Consider the following 20489-nt stretch of genomic DNA (forward strand, 5'->3'; position numbering starts at 1 on the left):
GCAATCGAGTGAACCAGACAAGCGTAGACGGCGGGCTCGTCCTGAGCCCGCCGTCTACCTGGCGCTAATTAAAGAATGTTGAACGGGATGGTGGTGACCAGGCGGAACTCACGCAGGTTGCCGTCAGCCTGGTTGGCGCTGGCACGGTGAGTCACGTAGGTACCACGAATGGTGGTGGCCTTGAGTGCGCCGCTTTGAATCGCGTAGGAAGTACCCACGCCGTATTCCTGGTGTTTCTCGCCGTCCTGGGTCTGGATACCGTTGTAAGCAAAGCCGGCACGGCCGCCGTCGCCGGTGTAGTGAGTGCCGTCGATGCCCCAGCCGCGAGCCGAGTAGATGTTGAACTTCAGGCCTGGCACGCCGTATTCGGCCATGTTGATGCCGTAAGCGATCTGGAACGATTTCTCGTTCGGACCGTTGAAGTCGGACGTCAGGGAGTTGGCCAGGTAGATACCGTTGGTTTCGTGCAGGTAGTCGAAGTACTCGTTACCGTTCACTTCCTGGTACGAGAAGGTCAGGCTGTGAGCCTGGTGAGTCAGGCCGAGCGACAGCGAGTAAGTGTCGTTGTCGATCTTGCCCATCAACTTTTTGCCTTCGTCGACGGTTTTGTAGTAGTTCAGGCCGGTGGTCAGGCTCAGTTGCTGGCTGTCACCCAGTTCATGGGTTGCGCCGAAGTAGTACTGGTTCCAGAAGTCTTTGACTTGAGCGCCGAAGAAGCTGGTTTTCAGGCTCTTGAACGGCTGGTAGTTCACACCGGCGGTGTAGACGTGATCCGCTTCCTGGCCATTGCCGTATTCGCTGCGGAATTTCGACAGGCTCTGTTCGGTACGTGGCGACACGCGGTCGAAGTAAGCGCCCTGGAACGACAGGTTGCTGAACTCTTCGCTGTTGAGGGCAAAACCTTCAAAGCTCGACGGCAGTGCACGGTTGCCGATGGTGTCGACGATGCCGCTGCTGAAGTTCTGGCGACCGGCGGTCAAGGTGGTGTTGGACACACGGAACTTGACGTTGGCCAGGCCCAGTTTGCTCCACTGGCCTACTGCATCGCCGTCGGAGTCGGCCAGGGTACGGTTGGAACCGCCCTTGATGTCACGCTTGCTCTGGTCGAGCGCGATGACGTTGTAACCCGCTACTTCGGTTGCTACCCCAACAGTGCCTTGGGTGAAGCCCGAGGAGTAGTTAAGGATGGTGCCTTGCAGCCAGTTGGTACGGTAGGCGTCGGTGCGAGCCTCGCCGTGCTTCTGGTAAGTGAACTTGCTACCACGGAAACGCTGCTCGTTGGAAAACCAGTTACGGGTGGTACCGCCCAGGCTTTGACCGTCGATAAAGCCTTTGGCCTCGCTTTGGGCGCTGGTGCCGGCCAATGTGGTAGGGACGAAGTCCTGGCTTTGGGTTTCAGCGAAGGCGGTTGCCGTGATGCTGCTGATGGCCAGGGCCAGAAGCGCTTTGCTGCTCAGTTTCATGGGTGAAGCTCCTTTGGTTCTCTTTTTAATGCCGGTCTTTTTAGGTGAACCGGCTATTGGGTGTGTAACTCGTTCAAGCCTTTGCAAACGTTTGCTGTAGGAAATTTCGCAACAAAAGGCTGCACGTTTGCCAGGGAGCCAACGTCGCTCCCTGCAATCCGGTTATTTTTTTATGGGTTGATACTGACGCCCGAGAACACGTTGCGGCCGAAGGGGCTGACTTTGAAACCTTCGACTTTGGCGCTTAACGGCTGGTTGACCGTGGAGTGGGCGACGGGCGTGATCGGCACCTGTGCTTTAAGCAGTTGCTGCGCCTGTTTGTACAGAACAGTCCTTTGTTCGCGGTCGGTGACGACCTTGGCTTGCTTGATCAGCTTGTCGTACGCCGGGTCACACCACATGGAGTAGTTGTTCCCGCCGATAGCGTCGCAGCTGTAAAGAGTGCCCAGCCAGTTGTCCGGGTCACCGTTGTCGCCGGTCCAGCCGATCAGGCTGACGTCGTGCTCACCGTTCTTGGTGCGCTTGATGTACTCGCCCCATTCGTAGCTGACGATCTTGACCTTGAGGCCGATCTTGGCCCAATCGCTTTGCAGCATCTCGGCCATCAGCTTGGCATTGGGGTTGTACGGACGTTGCACTGGCATCGCCCACAGGGTGATCTCGGTGCCTTCCTTGACGCCGGCGGCCTTGAGCAATTCCTTGGCTTTTTCCGGGTTGTAGGCAGCGTCCTTGATGGTGTCATCGTAGGACCACTGGGTCGGCGGCATGGCGTTGACCGCCAGTTGGCCGGCGCCCTGGTACACGGCGTTGAGGATGCTCTGCTTGTTCACCGCCATGTCCAGTGCCTGACGCACTTCGAGCTGGTCGAAGGGTTTGTGGCGCACGTTGTAGGCGATGTAACCCAGGTTGAAGCCGGGTTTGGTCAGCAGTTGCAGGTTCGGGTCGGCCTTGAGGGCGTCGACGTCGGCCGGGCGCGGGTGCAGCGTGATCTGGCATTCGCCGGCCTTGAGCTTCTGTACTCGCACCGACGCATCGGTGTTGATGGCGAAGATCAGTTGGTCCAGCTTGACCCGGCTTGGGTCCCAGTACTGTTTGTTAGCCACGTAACGGATCTGCGAGTCTTTCTGATAACGCTGGAACACAAACGGGCCAGTGCCGATCGGCTTCTGGTTGATGTCGCTGGGCTTGCCTTCCTTGAGCAACTGCTCGGCGTACTCGGCCGACAGAATCGAGGCAAAGCTCATGGCGATGTTTTGAACGAACGCAGCGTCAACCGTATTCAAGGTCATCACCACGGTGTGCGGGTCGGTTTTCTCGACCTTGGCAATGTTCTTGTTCAGGCTCATCCCGTTGAAGTATGGAAACTCGGTGGGGTAGGCCTTGCGAAACGGGTGGTCGGGGTCAAGCATGCGGTTGAAGGTGAACAGCACGTCGTCGGCGTTGAAGTCGCGCGTCGGCTTGAATTCCTTGTTGCTGTGGAATTTCACCCCTTCACGCAAATGAAAGGTGTAGGTCAGGCCGTCTTCGGAAATATCCCACTTGGTTGCCAACCCAGGTACCACATTGGTCGCGCCTTTTTCGAACTCAACCAAGCGGTTGTACAGCGGCTCGGCCGCATCGTTGTCGGTGGCGGTGGTGTACTGCGCGGTGTCAAACCCGGCCGGGCTGCCTTCAGAGCAGAACACCAGGCTCTTCTTGTCGGCGGCTTGGCCCATCGTGGCCACAGCCAGCAGGCTGGTGCCAAAAATTGCGGATAGAACAGTGGTATGGCGCATGACGATCCCGATCCTTGTTTGTAGTTGTCATCAGCGAGCAATCACCCAGGCTCGAAGCCTGGGAGACATCACTGATCCCACACACGGCAGGTGCCTTTCCGATATGGGTGCCTCTGCTGTCGTACGACGGTATGGGCCGTGGACTTCGCAGTAAATGCGCCAAAACGGATTGACCTTGTAGGCAACAGACGCACCTATCGCAGTTCGTTGCCGTAGGACGGTAACGGTCGCAAAGGTGGTCTGATTCCTACGGTCCAGGCGGATGCAATAACGGCGACGTTATGAAACGTCGCCGTTATTAATCCTTACTTGCCGCTTACGCTTACGCCGTAGAAAGAGTTCAAGCCAAACGGGCTGATCTTGAAGTCCTGCACGGTGTTGCGCATGGGTTGATACACCGTCGAGTGCGCGATAGGTGTGTAAGGCAATTCATGTTTCAGGAGTTGTTGCGCCTGCTTGTACAGTTCGGTGCGCTTGGCCACATCAGTGGTCGACTTGGCCTGACTGATCAGGTCGTCGTACTGCTTGTTGGTGAACTTGGAGAAGTTGTTACCGTTCAAGGCCGAGGAGGCAAAGAGGGTACCCAACCAGTTGTCCGGGTCACCATTGTCACCGCTCCAGCCGATGATCATCGCCTGGTTCTCGCCGCCTTTGGAGCGCTTGATGTACTCGCCCCATTCGTAGCTGACGATGTTGACCTTCAGGCCGATCTGTTTCCAGTCGCTCTGCAGCATCTCAGCCATCAGCTTGGCGTTCGGGTTGTACGGACGCTGAACCGGCATGGCCCACAAGGTGATCTCGGTGCCTTCCTTGATACCGGCTTCCTTGAGCAGTTCCTTGGCTTTGGCAGGGTCGTACTTGGCGTCTTTGATGGTGGTGTCATACGACCATTGGGTCGGCGGCATGGCGTTGACGGCCAGTTGGCCTGCGCCCTGATACACGGAGTCGATGATCTGTTGTTTGTTGACCGACATGTCCAGCGCCTGGCGAACCCGCAGGTCTGCCAATGGGTTCGGCGTGGTCTGGCCCTTGAGCACAGGCATGACGTTGTAAGCGATATAACCCAGGTTGAAGCCCGCCTGGTGCGGCATCTTCATGTCCTTGTCCGCTTCCAGTGGCTTGATGTCCGCTGGGCGAGGATAGGCCGTGATCTGGCACTCGTTCTTCTTGAGTTTTTGAATGCGTACCGAGGCGTCAGTGGAGATCGAGAAGATCAGGTTATCAACCTTGACGTCTTCAGGCTTCCAGTAGTCCTTGTTGCCGGTAAAGCGGATGTTGGAGTCTTTCTGGTAGCTCTTGAAGACGAACGGCCCGGTGCCGATTGGCTTCTGGTTGATGTCGCTGGCTTTGCCTTCCTTCAACAGCTGGGCAGCGTATTCGGCCGACTGGATCGACGCGAAACTCATTGCCAGGTTCTGGATGAACGCTGCGTCCACGGTGCCAAGGGTGAACTTGACGGTATGGTCATCAACTTTTTCGATGTTCTTGATGTTCTTGTCCATCTCCATGTCCGAGAAGTACGGGAACTCGGTTGGATAGGCTTTGCGGAACGGATCGTCCTTGTTGATCATGCGATTGAACGTGAACAGCACGTCATCGGCATTGAATTCACGAGTCGGCTTGAAATACGGGGTGGTGTGGAACTTGACGCCTTCACGAAGGTGGAAGGTATACGTCAGGCCATCCGGGGAAACGTCCCAACTGGTGGCCAGGCCTGGAACAACGGCGGTGCCGCCACGTTCAAATTGGCTCAGGCGGTTGAACACGGTTTCGGCCGAGGCATCGAAGTCTGTTCCGGTGGTGTACTGGCCTGGGTCAAAACCGGCCGGGCTCCCTTCGGAGCAGAACACCAGGTTAGTCGCCGCTTGGGCGAAAGGGGCTGCGGCCATAAGGCCAGCGCTAACTAAAAGCGGAAGGACTGCGTGTTTAAGCATGTTGGCCTCATGATTTGTTGTCATTTTTGGTGTTGAGGGCGACCTCGTGAGTCGGCCTGCGGATACTTATGCAGGGGCCATACCCATTGCAAGATGCTGAACCGTCGCGAACGCCAAACAGTGGTACGAACGTACAGGAATGTCGCATTTATGAAAGTTTGTACATAAATGCATATATATAGAGGGTTTTTTCGGTGCATTTGACGCACCAAAAAAGCCCAACCGAGGCGTCTGGCGCACTCGGTTGGGGCGCAGCTGTTACTTATCTAGACTGACACCATAAAACGGCGTCAGGCCAAAAGGACTGATCTTGAAGTCCTGCACTTCTTTTCGAATAGGCTGGAAAACCGTCGAGTTTGCGATAGGCGTTATAGGTACTTGTTCCTTAAGGATTTTTTGTGCCTGCTGATACCACTTGATGCGCTGGTCGCGGTCATTGCTGACTTTGGCTTGCTGCACAAGCTTGTCGTAGGCCGGGTTACACCATTTGGCGTAGTTGCTGCCCTTGACCGCGGCACAACTGTAGAGCACGCCGAGCCAGTTATCCGGGTCGCCGTTGTCGCCGGTCCAGCCGTAAATCATCGCGTCATGTTCGCCATTTTTGGCGCGTTTGATGTATTCGCCCCATTCGTAGCTGACTATGTTGGCTTTGATACCCACCTTGTCCCAATCCTGCTGAATCATCTGCGCCGACATTCGCGCGTTGGGATTGGAGGCGCGCTGCACGGTCATCGCCCAAAGATTGATGGTGGTACCTGGTGCAACCCCTGCTTCTTTTAGTAGCGCCCGCGCCTTGGTCGGGTCGTAGGGCGCGTCCTTGATGGTGGGGTCATAAGACCACTGGGCAGGTGGCAATGCGTTCTGCGCCAATTGCCCGGCGCTCTGGTACACGGCCTTGATGATTGCCGGCTTGTCGATGGCCATATCCAGGGCCTGACGCACTTTGAGTTGGTCAAGCGGCGGGTGAGTCACGTTGTAAGCAAGAAAGCCCAGGTTGAAGCCGGCTTGTTGCAGCACGCGCAGGTTTGGGTCCTGTTTCATCACCTCGATATCGGCCGGGCGTGGGTACCCGCTGACCTGGCATTCGCCGGCCTTGAGCTTCTGCAAGCGCGAAGCGGCGTCCGGAGTGATGGCAAACACCAGGTTGTCGAGCTTCACATCCTCGGGTTTCCAATACTGTTTATTGGCGACGTAACGGATCTGCGAGTCTTTCTGGTAGCGCTTGAACACAAACGGCCCGGTGCCGACGGGTTTCTGGTTGATGTCTTCAGCCTTGCCCTCTTTCAACAGCTGGGCGGCGTATTCGGCCGATTGCACCGAGGCAAAACTCATGGCCAGGTTCTGCACGAACGAGGCATCGACATTGTTCAGGTTGAAACGCACGGTGTGATCGTCGAGTTTTTCGACGTTTTTGATAGTGGTGTTCAACCCCATGTCGGTGAAGTACGGCGACTCGGACGGGTAAGCCTTGCGAAATGGGCTGTCGGCATCCAGCAGGCGGTTGAAGGTAAACAGCACGTCATCCGCGTTGAAGTCGCGGGTGGGGGTGAAGTAGTCGGTGGTGTGGAACTTGACGCCATCGCGCAGATGGAAGGTGTAGCTCAGGCCGTCATTGGATACATCCCAGCTTGTTGCCAGGCCGGGTTCGACTTCGGTGCCGCCACGCTTGAACTGGGTCAAGCGGTTGAACACGGTTTCGGCGGAGGCATCAAAATCGGTGCCGCTGGTGTACTGACTGGGGTCGAAGCCGGCAGGGCTGGCTTCGGAGCAGTAGACCAGGGTGCTTGCCGCCTGGGCCATCGGCATGAACGCCAGCAGGCTTGCAGCCAGGAGTAGCGGTTTGAAAGCGGTTCTTTCCATGGAAACTCCTGAAGTGGCAGGCCTATACAGCCGCCCAAACGAAAACGGCGGCAACCGAGGTTACCGCCGTTCAGGTTTGTCAGGTAGAGGTCACTGCATCTGTACTTCGATCACGCCGTCGGCGCTCATGTTGACCTGGCTGGTACCCGCTTCTACTTCAGGCGTCGGTGCCGAATCCGCCATCGCCGCTTTCATCATCATGCCGGCGCCGCGCGCGTAAGGCATCGGGTAGCCGTTGGTGTTGAAGTTCAGGTTGACGATCTTGTAGCCCTTGCCGCCCAGCGCATCGGTGGCCAGCTGCGCGCGCGCCTTGAAGGCGGCGACCGCGTCTTTAAGCAGGGCATCTTCGCTGGACTTGCGCGTGGCGTCGGCGATGGCGAAGTCCATGTTTTCCATTTTCAGGGTGTTCAGCAGATCGCCGGTGAGCTTGGACAGCGCCGGGAAATCCGCGCTTTCCAGGCGCAGTTCGGCACGCTCGCGCCAGCCGGTGATCTTCTGGTTCTTGTTGTCGTAGATCGGGTAGCTGTTACGGCTGCCCTGGCGCAGGGTCACGCCTTTGACTTCGCGCGCTTCGCCCAGGGCCTTGTTCAGGGTGGTGGTGATTTCGGCGGCGAGCTTGGCCGGGTCGGTGTTTTGTGACTCGGTATAAAGGGTGACGATCATCTTGTCGCGAGCCACTTCCTGGCTGACTTCGGCACGCAGGGAGATCTGGTTGTAATGCAGTTCATCGGCGGCCATGGCCGGCAGGCTGGCCAGGGCGCTGGCGCTGAGAGTGAGGACAGCTGCACTGCGAGTGAAACGAGACATGGAAGCTCCTTGGGATGGTCGTGTTGGTATAACCGTGTTCGGTAAGACTGTAGACGGTGCTATCGGGTTCTTCGGGTTTACATATTCGCTACAAGTGGCGCGGTGCCGACGAACGGTCATCTGCCCGGCCTGCGTCAAAGAGCCACACGCGCCGTGCCAGCGGGTCTGCTTCGTTTATACTCCTGCCGATCCGCCTGCAGCGCTCACCGGGAGAGCTCATGCTCGCCGCCGTAAAACTGACTTCCGCCACCCGCCAGAACCTCTGGCGCCTGACGTTCATTCGTACCTTGGTACTGGCCGCACAGGCCGGCTCCGTCGGGCTCGCGTATTGGTTCGACCTGTTGCCGCTGCCGTGGCTGCAGCTGGCCGTGACCCTGGGCTTTTCCATCGTGCTGTGTGTGTTCACCGCCATTCGGCTGCGCACCACGTGGCCGGTGACCGAGCTGGAATACGCGCTGCAATTGGCCTGCGACCTGTTTATCCACAGTGTGTTGCTTTATTTCTCCGGTGGTTCCACCAACCCGTTCGTGTCTTATTACCTGGTGCCGCTGACCATTGCCGCCGTGACGTTGCCATGGCGCTATTCGGTGGTGCTGTCGGGCATCGCGCTGACGCTGTACACCTTGCTGCTGGCGCAGTTTTACCCCCTGAAGACCTTCCCTATCGCCCGGGAAAACCTGCAGATCTACGGGATGTGGCTGAGCTTTGCGCTGTCCGCTGCGGTTATCACGTTTTTTGCCGCGCGCATGGCCGAAGAGCTGCGCCGCCAGGAAGAATTGCGCGCCATTCGCCGTGAAGAAGGCCTGCGTGACCAGCAGTTGCTGGCCGTCGCCACCCAGGCCGCTGGCGCCGCCCATGAACTGGGCACACCGCTGGCAACCATGAGCGTACTGCTCAAGGAAATGACCCAGGACCATCACGACCCGGCGCTGCAAGATGACCTGAGCGTGTTGCAGGAACAGGTCAAGCAGTGCAAGCAGACCTTGCAGCAACTGGTACGCGCCGCCGAGGCCAATCGCCGCCTGGCGGTGGAGATGCAGGACGTGACCCAGTGGCTCGACGAAGCCCTGAACCGCTGGCACCTGATGCGCCCCGAAGCCAGTTACCGTTTCAACCTGCTGGGCCAGGGCAGCGTGCCGCGCATGGCGCCACCACCAGACCTGACGCAGGCGTTGCTCAACCTGCTGAACAACGCCGCCGATGCCTGCCCTGAAGGGTTGGGCGTGCAGCTGGACTGGGACGCGGAAAACGTGACCATCAGCATTCGTGACCACGGCGCGGGCGTGCCGCTGGCCATTGCCGAGCAGATCGGCAAACCCTTCTTTACCACCAAGGGCAAAGGCTTCGGCCTCGGCCTGTTTTTGAGCAAGGCCAGCGTGACCCGCGCGGGCGGCTCAGTGAAGCTCTATAGTCATGAGGAAGGTGGCACGCTCACCGAGCTGCGCCTGCCCCGTGTCGCACGAGGAGATATCGATGAGTGACGAGATCCAAGTCGAAGGCGAAGAACTGCCGCACCTGCTGCTGGTAGATGACGACGCCACCTTTACCCGCGTGATGGCGCGCGCCATGAGCCGCCGCGGTTTTCGCGTGAGCACCGCAGGCTCGGCCGAAGAAGGCCTGACCATCGCCCAGGCCGATTTGCCGGACTACGCCGCGCTCGACCTGAAAATGGACGGCGACTCCGGCCTGGTGCTGCTGCCCAAGTTGCTGGAACTCGACCCCGAAATGCGCGTGGTGATCCTCACCGGTTACTCGAGCATCGCCACCGCCGTCGAGGCCATCAAGCGCGGCGCCTGCAATTATTTGTGCAAGCCGGCGGACGCCGACGACGTGCTGGCCGCGCTGCTCTCCGAGCATGCCGACCTCGACACTCTGGTGCCGGAAAACCCGATGTCGGTGGACCGTCTGCAGTGGGAGCATATTCAGCGCGTGTTGACTGAACACGAAGGCAATATCTCCGCGACCGCCCGCGCCCTGGGCATGCACCGGCGTACCCTGCAACGCAAGCTGCAGAAGCGTCCGGTACGGCGCTGAACAAAGTCTGAACAATCTGCTTCAGGCCGCACGGAGCCCTGAACCGATCGTCTATGATCGGTTCAAACGCCTGTCACTTTTTCCTACCGAGCCTGAACGATGAATCAGAACGCTGAGTACTCCGCGGTCAACGATGCGGTGCGTGGGCACTTCTTTCGCCGAACCTGGGCGATGATCACGCCCTATTGGCGCAGCGAAGAGAAGGGCAAGGCCTGGTTGTTGCTGGCTGCAGTGATTGGTCTGTCGCTGTTCAGCGTGGCGATCTCCGTGTGGATCAACCACTGGTATAAAGACTTTTACAACGCGCTGGAGAAGAAGGACACCGCCGCCTTCTGGCAGCTGATCGGCTATTTCGGCGGGATCGCCGCCGTAGCGATTCTCGGCGCGGTCTACCGCCTCTACCTGACCCAGATGCTGACGATCCGCTGGCGTGCCTGGCTCACCGAAAAGCATTTTGCACGTTGGCTTGCCCACAAGAATTACTACCAGCTGGAGCAGGGCGGTTACACCGATAACCCGGACCAGCGGATTTCCGAAGACCTCAACAACTTCACCTCCAGCACCTTGAGCCTTGGCCTGGGCCTGCTGCGTAACGTGGTGAGCCTGGTGTCGTTCTCGATCATCCTGTGGGGCGTGTCGGGCAGTATCGAAGTGTTTGGTTTCACCATCCCCGGCTATATGTTCTGGTGCGCGTTGGTGTACGCGGGCGTCGGTAGCTGGCTGACCCACCTGATCGGCCGCCGTTTGATCGGCCTGAGCAACCAACAACAACGCTTTGAAGCAGACCTGCGTTTCTCCATGGTGCGTGTGCGTGAGAACGCCGAGAGCATCGCCTTGTACAACGGCGAACCGAATGAAAACCAGCGCCTGAGCGCACGCTTTGGCAAGGTCTGGCACAACTTCTGGGACATCATGAAAGTGTCCAAGCGCCTGACCTTTTTCACCGCTGGCTACAGCCAGATTGCGATCATCTTCCCCTTCATTGTCGCCGCGCCACGCTACTTCACCGGCAAGATCGAGCTGGGCGAGCTGATGCAAATCAACTCGGCGTTCGGCAACGTGCAAGAGAACTTCAGCTGGTTTATCAACGCGTATTCGGAGTTGGCTTCATGGCGCGCGACCAGTGATCGTCTGCTCAGCTTCCATCAGGCCATGAGTGACAACGAGCAGCGTGTGCCCGCCATCGATGTGCACCCCGAGGGCGAGCGCCTGGTGGTGAAAAACCTGGGCATGGATTTGGCTGACGGTCGTCACTTGCTGACCGACGCCGACATGACCGTAGAGCCGGGCCAGCGCGTGATGCTCAGTGGGCGCTCAGGCAGCGGCAAGAGTACGCTGCTGCGCGCAATGGGCCACCTCTGGCCAGCGGGCCACGGCAGCATTCGTCTGCCGGCTGCGCGTTACCTGTTTCTGCCGCAAAAGCCTTACTTGCCCATTGGCACGTTGAAGGCTGTGTTGAGTTATCCACAAGACGACAGCGCGTACCCGGCCGAACGTTATGCACAGGTCCTGGAAACGTGCCGCCTGCCGCATCTGGTTGCGCGCCTGGACGAAGCCAATCATTGGCAACGCATGCTCTCGCCGGGTGAGCAGCAGCGGCTGGCCTTTGCTCGCGCGTTGTTGTTCGCGCCGCAATGGCTGTACATGGATGAAGCGACCTCGGCGATGGATGAGGAAGACGAAGCCACGTTGTATCAAGCATTGATTGACGAGTTGCCGGGACTGAGCATCGTCAGCGTCGGCCATCGCAGCAGCCTCAAGCGCTTCCATGGGCGGCATGTACGGATTGACGGTGGGTTGTTGCAGGAGCAGCAACCGGCTTAAGGTCGTGCGCGGTCAATGTGGGAGCGGGCTTGCTCGCGAATACGGTCTGTCAGTTAGCGATGTGCTAACTGACCCACCGCGTTCGCGGGCAAGCCCGCTCCCACAGTGGATCTCCAGTGTTATGGAAAGTGAAGCCCAATAAAAAGCCCGGCTGATCATCGATCAGCCGGGCTTTTTGTTGCTTGCAGAAGACTTACTTCTTCAAGCCGTAATGCTCATCCAGCATGCCTGGGGCGTCCGGCGTTTTTGGCGCGTAGTCCCGTGGTGGCTCCTGGTTTTCCCGCGGAGGCGTCAGGCGCTCCCGTGGCGCGTGCGGTGCATCGGAATGCAGCGCGGCCAGCAGACGCTGGCGGGTGATGTCGTCGAGGGCCAGGCGGTTAGCGCCATCGGCGAGGTGATCCTGTACATCCTGGTAGCTCTGGGTGAGCTTCTTGACCAGGGTCGCGGTGCTGTTGAAGTGGGTAACAACCTCGTTCTGATAACTGTCAAAACGTTCCTGAATGTCATCCAACTGACGCTGCGTGCGGTTAGGCGCGGCATTTGGCAGCAGGCGGGCAACCAGGAATCCAATGGCGACACCGGCAACCAAGGCGAGAGTCGGCAACAACCAAACTAAGAGCGAGTGTTCCACGAGTCCTTCCTCTATAAACGGCTTTGCTTTACGTTAACGGCTCGGACCTGCGCTGTATACCGCGATTAAGCTCGCAATGATGCCATGCACAGACTTTTAGCTAGACGAGTCGACCCTTTGTGAGGTCACGGAGTTCATTCCTTGCTCATGCGTGAAACCCCCGTTTTGATCGATGGCCCGGTTGGCCAATTGGAAGCCCTGTACCTGGATCACCCCGAGCCACGTGGCCTGGCGCTGATCTGCCACCCTAACCCGGTGCAGGGCGGGACCATGCTTAATAAAGTTGTCTCGACCCTGCAACGCACCGCTCGCGATGCCGGTTTGATTACTTTGCGTTTCAATTACCGTGGCGTCGGTGCCAGCGCCGGTACCCACGACATGGCCACCGGTGAAGTGGATGATGCCGAAGCGGCCGCCACCTGGCTGCGGGAAAAACACCCCGACCTGCCGCTCACCCTGCTCGGGTTTTCCTTCGGTGGCTACGTGGCCGCCAGCCTCGGCGGCCGTCTGGAAGCCAAGGGTGAAAAGCTCGCGCACCTGTTCATGGTGGCCGCCGCCGTGATGCGCCTGCGTGATACCGACGTGCTGCCCCAAGGCTGCCCATTGACTTTGATCCAGCCGGAAACCGACGAAGTGGTCGACCCGCAGGTCGTCTACGATTGGTCCGCTGCCTTGAAACGCCCCCATGAGCTGCTGAAAGTGGCAGAATGCGGACACTTTTTTCATGGCAAGCTCACCGATCTCAAGGATCTGGTGCTGCCGCGCCTCTCGAATTGATAGCAGTCTGATAAGCGATTACCCATGACGACTCGTACCCGTATTCTCACCGGCATCACCACCACCGGCACGCCGCACCTGGGCAACTACGCCGGTGCGATCCGCCCGGCGATCCTCGCCAGCCAGGACGCGAATGCCGATTCCTTCTACTTCCTGGCCGACTACCACGCCCTGATCAAATGCGATGACCCGCAGCGCATCCAGCGCTCGCGTATGGAAATTGCCGCGACCTGGCTGGCCGGTGGCCTGGATGTGAACCGGGTGACGTTCTATCGCCAGTCCGACATCCCGGAAATTCCTGAACTGACCTGGCTGCTGACCTGTGTTGCCGCCAAGGGCCTGCTTAACCGCGCCCACGCCTACAAGGCCTCGGTGGACAAAAACGTGGAAACCGGCGAAGACCCGGACGCGGGCATCACCATGGGCTTGTACAGCTACCCGGTGCTGATGGCCGCGGACATCCTGATGTTCAACGCGCACAAGGTGCCGGTCGGCCGCGACCAGATCCAGCACGTGGAAATGGCCCGCGACATTGGCCAGCGTTTCAACCACCTGTTTGGCAACGGTAAAGAATTCTTCACCATGCCTGAGGCGTTGATCGAAGAAAGCGTCGCCACCTTGCCGGGCCTGGATGGCCGCAAGATGTCCAAGAGCTACGACAACACCATCCCGTTGTTCACCAGCGCCAAGGACATGAAGGACGCGATCTCGCGGATCGTCACCGACTCGCGCGCGCCTGGCGAAGCCAAAGACCCGGACAACTCGCACCTGTTCACCCTGTTCCAGGCGTTTGCAACCAAGGCCCAGGAAGAGGAATTCCGTGCCGAGCTGCTGCAAGGCCTGGGCTGGGGCGAGGCAAAGAGCCGTCTGTTCCAACTGCTCGACGGCCAACTGGGTGAAGCGCGCGAGCGTTATCACCAACTGATGTCGCGCCCCTCGGACATGGAAGACCTGTTGCTGATCGGCGCCCAGAAAGCCCGCGCCGTGGCGGCGCCGTTCCTGGCCGAGCTGCGTGAGGCGGTTGGCTTGCGCTCGTTCGTCAATCAGGCCGCCGCGCCGGTGGCTGCCAAGAAGAAAGCCGCCAAAGCCGCGCGCTTTGTGAGCTTTCGCGAAGACGACGGCAGCTTCCGCTTCCGCCTGCTGTCGGCCGACGGCGAGCAACTGCTGCTGTCGCGCAATTTTGCCGACGGCAAAGCGGCTGGTGCGGTGACCAAGCAATTGCAGTCGGGTCAAACGTTGGACATTCGCACCGAAAAGTATGGTTTCAATGTTTGGCTCGACGGTGAGTGTGTGGCCGAAAGTTCAGCGATTTACGCAGATGCTGCTCAACGAGATGTCGGTATTGATACCCTGCGCGTTGCGTTGACCCCAACCGAGGATTAACCCGACCAAGGGTTGATTGCCATTATCCAGGGCCGTCGTTACAGTGACGGCCCGTTTTTGTTGCCTTGCTAACGAAATTATGACGCCCCTAGAACGATATCAAGCTGATCTGAAACGCCCTGAATTCTTCCATGATGCCGCGCAGGAAAATGCGGTGCGTCATTTGCAGCGCCTGTACGACGACCTGGTCGCGGCCTCGCAAAACAAGCCAGGGATGTTCAGCAAGCTGTTTGGCAAGAAAGACCATACGCCGGTCAAAGGCCTGTACTTCTGGGGTGGCGTGGGCCGCGGCAAGACTTACCTGGTCGACACCTTCTTCGAAGCGCTGCCGTTCAAGGAAAAGGTGCGTACGCACTTTCACCGCTTCATGAAGCGCGTGCACGAAGAAATGAAGACGCTGCCGGGCGAGAAAAACCCGCTGACCATCATCGCCAAGCGCTTCTCCGACGAGGCGCGGGTGATTTGTTTCGACGAATTCTTCGTCTCCGACATTACCGATGCCATGATCCTCGGCACCCTGATGGAAGAGCTGTTCAAGAACGGCGTGACCCTGGTTGCGACCTCGAACATCGTGCCCGATGGCTTGTACAAGGACGGCCTGCAACGCGCGCGCTTCCTGCCGGCCATCGCGTTGATCAAGCAGAACACCGAGATCGTCAACGTCGACAGCGGCGTCGACTATCGCCTGCGTCACCTTGAGCAAGCGGAGCTTTACCACTATCCGCTGAACGAGGCCGCGCTGGACAGCCTGAAAAAAAGCTTCCGCGCGCTCACGCCGGAATGCACCAAGGCGGTCGAAAACGACAAGCTGATGATCGAGAACCGCGAAATCATCGCGCTGCGCACCTGCGATGACGTGGCCTGGTTCGAGTTCCGCCAGCTGTGCGATGGCCCGCGCAGCCAGAACGACTACATCGAACTGGGCAAGATCTTCCACGCGGTGATCCTGAGCGGCGTGGAACAGATGAGCGTCACCACTGACGACATTGCGCGCCGGTTTATCAACATGGTCGACGAGTTCTACGACCGCAACGTCAAGCTGATCATCTCGGCGGAAGTCGAACTCAAGGACCTCTACACCGGCGGTCGCTTGAACTTCGAATTCCAGCGCACGCTGAGCCGCTTGCTGGAAATGCAGTCCCACGAGTTCCTGTCGCGCGGGCACAAACCCTAACAGCGACACGCATAAATGGTGGGAGGGGGCTTGCCCCCGATAGCGGTGTGTCAGGGCCAGGTGTACTGACTGACCGACTGCTATCGGGGGCAAGCCCCCTCCCACATTTTTTACGGTGTTTGACCCTGCTTAAGCGGCTTGCTGGAACTGCTGCCGGTATTGGTTCGGCGACAGCTCGGTGTGCTGGCGGAACAGCCGCGCAAAGAAGCTCGCATCGTCGTAACCCACCTCATAGCTGATGGTCTTGATGCTTTTGCGGCTGCCCGAGAGCAAGCCTTTGGCGGTCTCGATGCGCAGGCGTTGCAGGTAGTGCAGCGGCTTGTCGCCGGTGGCGGTCTGGAAACGGCGCATGAAGTTGCGGATGCTCATGCCGTGTTCGCGGGCGACGTCTTCGAAGCGGAACTTGTCGGCAAAGTGCTCTTCGAGCCAGTGCTGGATCTGCAGGATGATCACGTCCTGGTGCAGCTTCTGCCCACCAAAACCAATGCGCCCCGGTGCGTAGCTGCGTTGCACTTCGTAGAGGATGTCGCGGGCCACGGCCTGGGCGATGTTGGCGCCGCAGAAGCGTTCGATCAGGTAGATATAAAGGTCGCACGCCGAGGTGGTGCCGCCGGCGCAATACAGGTTGTCGGCGTCGGTCAGGTGCTTGTCCTGGTTGAGCTGCACCTTGGGGAAGCGTTCGCTGAAGGCATTGAAGAAACGCCAGTAGGTGGTCGCCTCCTTGCCATCGAGCAATCCGGCCTCGGCCAGCCAGAACACTCCGGTGGCCTCGCCGCAGAGTACAGCGCCGCGTGCGTGTTGCTGGCGCAGCCAGGGCAGCACTTGCGGGTAGCGTGTGCATAACGCGTCGAAGTCGTCCCAGAAGGCCGGTAGCACGATGATGTCGGCGTCTTCCAGGCCGCCGTCCACCGGCATGATCACATCACTGAAGCTGCGCACCGATTGCCCGTCGGGGCTGACCAGGCGCGTTTCAAACGCCGGGGTCAGGCCCAGGCCTTGTTGTTTGCCATAACGCAGGCTGGCGAGATGGAAGAAATCCTTGGCTTGCATGAGGGTGGAAGCGAATACCCGATCAATGGCCAAAATGCTGACGCGCCGCAAGGGCGTGGAGATTTGGTTAGACATAATTTCATTTATTCTTATAGGGGAAAGTGGTCACCAGACGGCTGGATCGTCTTATTTTTTGTCGCATGTGTCCAGTGTCCCGTGACGGCTTCGCGGCATAGGCTCTGTGGTCTGGTCTTTGTCCGACAATCCACGCAGGTGACCCATGATCCCCAGAACCTTGTTCAGCTCGGAGCACGAACTTTTCCGCGAGAGCGTGCGCACCTTCCTTGAAAAACACGCCGCGCCGTTCCATGGGCAATGGGAGAAACAGGGCTATATCGACCGTGCGTTGTGGAGCAAGGCGGGGGAGGCGGGGATGCTTTGCTCCCACTTGCCGGAAGAGTATGGCGGCCTGGGCGCCGACTTTCTCTACAGCGCGGTGGTGATCGAAGAGGTCAGCCGCCTGGGTTTGACAGGCATCGGTTTCTCGCTGCATTCGGACATCGTCGCGCCGTACATCCTGCATTACGGCAGCGAGGCGCTGAAGCAGAAGTACCTGCCCAAATTGATTTCCGGTGAAATGGTGACGGCCATCGCCATGACCGAGCCAGGGGCGGGTTCCGACTTGCAGGGCGTGAAGACCACCGCGGTGCTGGATGGCGATGCGTACGTGATCAACGGCTCAAAGACCTTCATCACCAATGGCTTTCTCGCCGAGCTGGTGATCGTCGTGGCCAAGACCGATCCCAAGGCCGGCGCCAAGGGCACCAGCCTGTTTCTGGTGGAAGCCGACACGCCGGGCTTCGACAAGGGCAAGCGCCTGGAGAAGGTGGGCATGAAGGCCCAGGACACCTCGGAGCTGTTTTTCCAGGACGTGCGTGTGCCCAAGGGCAACCTGCTGGGGCAGGCGGGCATGGGCTTCGCCTATTTGATGCAGGAGTTGCCGCAGGAGCGTTTGACCGTGGCGATTGGTGCGCTCTCATCGGCGGAGGCGGCGCTGCAGTGGACCTTGGAATACACCCGCGAGCGCAGGGCGTTCGGCAAGGCGATTGCCGATTTCCAGAACACCCGGTTCAAGCTGGCGGAGATGGCCACGGAGATTCAGATCGGTCGCGTGTTTGTCGACCAGTGCATGGCGTTGCACCTGGAAGGCAAGCTCGACGTGCCTACCGCAGCGATGGCCAAGTACTGGGCCACGGACCTGCAATGCAAGGTGCTCGACGAGTGTGTGCAGCTGCACGGCGGTTACGGTTTTATGTGGGAATACCCGATCGCGCGGGCCTGGGCGGATGCGCGGGTGCAGCGGATTTATGCGGGGACCAACGAAATCATGAAAGAGATTATTGCGCGAGCGCTTTGATCTTCGGTGGTGCTCAGGGCCTCATCGGGGGCAAGCCCCCTCCCACATTTTGATGTGTGAATACAGTCAAATGTGGGAGCTGGCTTGCCTGCGATAGCTATCTAAAGATCAATCAAGGCGCTGGATTCGGATGATCCTTCTGAATCGCCTCAATCCCTTCCAACACTTCTTTCGACAGCTTCAAGTCAGCGCTGGCGATGTTGCTATCCAGTTGCTCCAAAGACGTCGCACCAATGATGTTGCTGGTCACAAACGGCTGTTGCGTCACAAACGCCAAGGCCATCTGCGCCGGGTCCAGGCCGTGTTCACGCGCCAGCGCCACATAGCGGCTGCACGCCGCTTCGGACTGCGGGTTGAAGTAGCGGCTGAAACGGCTGTATTCGGTCAGGCGTGCCTTGGCCGGGCGTGCGCCGTTCTCGTACTTGCCGCTGAGCATGCCGAACGCCAGGGGCGAATACGCCAGCAGGCCGCACTGTTCACGAATCGCCACTTCCGCCAGGCCCACCTCAAAGCTGCGGTTGAGCAGGTTGTAGGGGTTCTGGATCGACACCGCGCGGGGCCAGCCACGGGCTTCGGCCAGGGCGAGGAATTTCATGGTGCCCCACGGGGTTTCGTTGGACAGGCCGATGTGGCGGATCTTGCCGGCTTTTACCTGCTCGTCCAGCGCTTCGAGGGTTTCTTCCAGCGGGGTGAGGTCGTCTTCGTCCTTGTGCTTGTAGCTCAGTTGGCCGAAGAAGTTGGTGCTGCGTTCCGGCCAGTGCAGCTGGTAGAGGTCGATCCAGTCGGTTTGCAGGCGCTTGAGGCTGGCGTCCAGTGCTTCGACGATGTGCTTGCGGTTGTGGCGCAGGTGGCCGTCGCGGATGTAGTCGATGGTGTTGCCGGGGCCGGCGATCTTGCTGGCGAGGATCCAGTCGGCACGGTCGCCGCGGCTTTTGAAGGAATTACCGATGTAACGCTCGGTAGTGGCATAGGTATCGGCCTTGGGCGGCACCGGGTACATTTCCGCCGTGTCGAGGAAGTTGATCCCCGCGGCCTTGGCTCGTTCGATCTGCGCGAAGGCCTCTGCCTCGCTGTTCTGCTCACCCCAGGTCATGGTGCCCAAGGCTATCGCGCTTACGTTCAGATCGGTTCGGCCCAGCTGTCGATAATCCATCGGGTACTCCTTCAGGGAAAACAATCATAAAAGCAGGTTGAATTTTTTTTCGCAATCTGCATAATTGCCCACCTCTTTCTGCAGTGGAAGTGATGCGCCGCCTGCCGAAGAATCTTGCCGTTGAACGGACGCGCCGACCCGAGCCCCCGATAGCGTCTGTATCCGGCTGCCTTTGACTTGTCAAAGTACGCACTATTCAGTAAGATCCGCCGTCTAATTTACAGGGCGGCCCCTGAGGCTATTAAAGAATGACAACTTTTACTGCAAAACCGGAAACAGTTCAGCGCGACTGGTTTGTCGTCGACGCCGCTGGTCAGACCCTGGGTCGTCTGGCCACTGAAGTCGCCAGCCGTCTGCGTGGCAAGCACAAGCCTGAGTACACCCCTCACGTTGACACCGGTGACTACATCGTGATCATCAACGCTGAGCAGGTACGTGTTACCGGCAACAAAGCGCAAGACAAAATGTACTACCGTCACTCCGGTTTCCCAGGCGGTATCAAGTCTTCGAACTTTGAAGGCCTGATTTCCAAGAAGCCTGAAGCCCCGATCGAAATCGCGGTCAAAGGCATGCTGCCGAAGGGCCCACTGGGTCGCGATATGTTTCGCAAGCTGAAAGTCTATGCGGGCGCTGTACACCCTCATGCTGCTCAGCAGCCCCAAGAACTGAAGTTTTAACGGAATAGTTCATTATGTCGGCGACTCAAAATTACGGCACTGGCCGTCGCAAAACCGCAACCGCACGCGTTTTCCTGCGTCCGGGCACTGGTAACATCTCGATCAACAACCGCACTCTGGACAACTTCTTCGGTCGCGAAACTGCCCGCATGGTAGTTCGTCAGCCGCTGGAACTGACCGAGACTGTTGAAAAGTTCGACATCTACGTCACCGTTATCGGTGGCGGTGTAAGTGGTCAAGCTGGCGCAATCCGCCACGGTATCACTCGCGCTCTGATGCAGTACGACGAAACCCTGCGTGGCGCACTGCGCAAAGCTGGCTTCGTAACTCGCGATGCTCGTGAAGTTGAACGTAAGAAAGTCGGTCTGCGTAAAGCGCGTAAGCGTCCGCAGTACTCGAAGCGTTAATTCGCTTTACGTTCCACAAAAACGCCCAACTCCTCACGGAGCTGGGCGTTTTTTATTGCCTGCGATTTATGCACAAATTTCGCCGTGACAACTTGCCACATCCGTAGACCCCCTATACTACAAGGCCTGGAGAGGGAGCCCCGGGCAATTCCCTTGTCATACGTGGGGCTTTTCATTACCATT

The 20489-nt window shown here is 58.8% G+C and carries 17 protein-coding genes; 9 read left to right on the top strand and 8 right to left on the bottom strand.

The features are described from left to right. Positions 1 to 68 precede the first annotated feature (68 nt). The 5 genes from ABWL43_RS04250 to ABWL43_RS04270 all read right to left on the bottom strand — a co-directional run bounded on the left by ABWL43_RS04250 (position 69) and on the right by ABWL43_RS04270 (position 7839). The gene (locus ABWL43_RS04250; RefSeq protein ID WP_145165243.1) at positions 69 to 1463 is read right to left on the bottom strand and encodes an OprD family porin; all 1395 of its coding nucleotides are present in this window, start codon (positions 1461 to 1463) and stop codon (positions 69 to 71) included. A gap of 170 nt (positions 1464 to 1633) precedes the next feature. Continuing rightward, positions 1634 to 3178, bottom strand: a complete 1545-nt coding sequence (locus ABWL43_RS04255; RefSeq protein WP_370004724.1) for an ABC transporter substrate-binding protein — start codon at positions 3176 to 3178, stop codon at positions 1634 to 1636. Between the two features lie 365 nt (positions 3179 to 3543). Then, positions 3544 to 5172: an ABC transporter substrate-binding protein gene (locus tag ABWL43_RS04260; RefSeq protein WP_106578637.1), complete on the bottom strand. Its 1629-nt coding sequence runs from the start codon at positions 5170 to 5172 to the stop codon at positions 3544 to 3546. A 258-nt stretch (positions 5173 to 5430) separates the two neighbouring features. Beyond that, positions 5431 to 7032, bottom strand: coding sequence for an ABC transporter substrate-binding protein (locus tag ABWL43_RS04265; protein ID WP_404486883.1), 1602 nt, complete (start codon positions 7030 to 7032; stop codon positions 5431 to 5433). Positions 7033 to 7122: 90 nt separating this feature from the next. Next, on the bottom strand, positions 7123 to 7839 hold the full coding sequence (locus ABWL43_RS04270) for an SIMPL domain-containing protein (protein ID WP_145165237.1): 717 nt from the start codon (positions 7837 to 7839) through the stop codon (positions 7123 to 7125). Between the two features lie 218 nt (positions 7840 to 8057). Here ABWL43_RS04270 and ABWL43_RS04275 point away from each other — a divergent pair, with 218 nt between their 5' ends. The 3 genes from ABWL43_RS04275 to ABWL43_RS04285 all read left to right on the top strand — a co-directional run bounded on the left by ABWL43_RS04275 (position 8058) and on the right by ABWL43_RS04285 (position 11697). Further along, complete coding sequence (locus ABWL43_RS04275; RefSeq protein WP_106578640.1) at positions 8058 to 9320, top strand: ATP-binding protein; 1263 nt, start codon at positions 8058 to 8060, stop codon at positions 9318 to 9320. Continuing rightward, entirely contained in the window at positions 9313 to 9873 is a 561-nt protein-coding gene (locus ABWL43_RS04280; RefSeq protein ID WP_003171731.1) for a response regulator transcription factor, read from the top strand. The genes ABWL43_RS04275 and ABWL43_RS04280 overlap by 8 nt, the downstream gene beginning before the upstream one ends. Positions 9874 to 9972: 99 nt before the next feature. Further along, entirely contained in the window at positions 9973 to 11697 is a 1725-nt protein-coding gene (locus tag ABWL43_RS04285) for an ABC transporter ATP-binding protein/permease (protein WP_404486885.1), read from the top strand. A gap of 193 nt (positions 11698 to 11890) precedes the next feature. Here ABWL43_RS04285 and ABWL43_RS04290 read toward each other — a convergent pair whose 3' ends face one another. Beyond that, a complete protein-coding gene (locus ABWL43_RS04290; RefSeq protein ID WP_145165233.1) occupies positions 11891 to 12328 on the bottom strand; it encodes a YhcB family protein in 438 nt (145 codons plus the stop codon). 147 nt (positions 12329 to 12475) lie between these two features. Between ABWL43_RS04290 and ABWL43_RS04295 the strand changes: the two genes are divergently transcribed. The 3 genes from ABWL43_RS04295 to zapE all read left to right on the top strand — a co-directional run bounded on the left by ABWL43_RS04295 (position 12476) and on the right by zapE (position 15662). Then, on the top strand, positions 12476 to 13105 hold the full coding sequence (locus tag ABWL43_RS04295; protein WP_145165231.1) for an alpha/beta hydrolase: 630 nt from the start codon (positions 12476 to 12478) through the stop codon (positions 13103 to 13105). Between the two features lie 24 nt (positions 13106 to 13129). After that, on the top strand, positions 13130 to 14488 hold the full coding sequence (locus ABWL43_RS04300; protein WP_404486888.1) for a tryptophan--tRNA ligase: 1359 nt from the start codon (positions 13130 to 13132) through the stop codon (positions 14486 to 14488). Positions 14489 to 14567: 79 nt separating this feature from the next. Beyond that, the gene (gene zapE / locus ABWL43_RS04305) at positions 14568 to 15662 is read left to right on the top strand and encodes a cell division protein ZapE (RefSeq protein ID WP_145165227.1); all 1095 of its coding nucleotides are present in this window, start codon (positions 14568 to 14570) and stop codon (positions 15660 to 15662) included. 129 nt (positions 15663 to 15791) lie between these two features. Here zapE and ABWL43_RS04310 read toward each other — a convergent pair whose 3' ends face one another. Continuing rightward, the gene (locus tag ABWL43_RS04310) at positions 15792 to 16712 is read right to left on the bottom strand and encodes a GlxA family transcriptional regulator (protein WP_178119741.1); all 921 of its coding nucleotides are present in this window, start codon (positions 16710 to 16712) and stop codon (positions 15792 to 15794) included. A 220-nt stretch (positions 16713 to 16932) separates the two neighbouring features. On the opposite strand from ABWL43_RS04310, the gene ABWL43_RS04315 reads away from it, so the two are divergent. Next, positions 16933 to 18069, top strand: coding sequence for an acyl-CoA dehydrogenase family protein (locus ABWL43_RS04315; protein WP_404486890.1), 1137 nt, complete (start codon positions 16933 to 16935; stop codon positions 18067 to 18069). A 112-nt stretch (positions 18070 to 18181) separates the two neighbouring features. On the opposite strand, the gene ABWL43_RS04320 is transcribed toward ABWL43_RS04315, so the two are convergent. Then, on the bottom strand, positions 18182 to 19222 hold the full coding sequence (locus tag ABWL43_RS04320) for an NADP(H)-dependent aldo-keto reductase (RefSeq protein WP_404486892.1): 1041 nt from the start codon (positions 19220 to 19222) through the stop codon (positions 18182 to 18184). 248 nt (positions 19223 to 19470) lie between these two features. Here ABWL43_RS04320 and rplM point away from each other — a divergent pair, with 248 nt between their 5' ends. Both rplM and rpsI read left to right on the top strand, forming a co-directional pair. After that, entirely contained in the window at positions 19471 to 19899 is a 429-nt protein-coding gene (gene rplM / locus ABWL43_RS04325) for a 50S ribosomal protein L13 (RefSeq protein WP_003171742.1), read from the top strand. 14 nt (positions 19900 to 19913) lie between these two features. Then, entirely contained in the window at positions 19914 to 20306 is a 393-nt protein-coding gene (rpsI, locus tag ABWL43_RS04330; protein ID WP_003171743.1) for a 30S ribosomal protein S9, read from the top strand. Positions 20307 to 20489 lie beyond the last annotated feature (183 nt).

The sequence above is a fragment of the Pseudomonas sp. HT11 genome, assembly GCF_044875395.1.
GTDB lineage: Bacteria > Pseudomonadota > Gammaproteobacteria > Pseudomonadales > Pseudomonadaceae > Aquipseudomonas.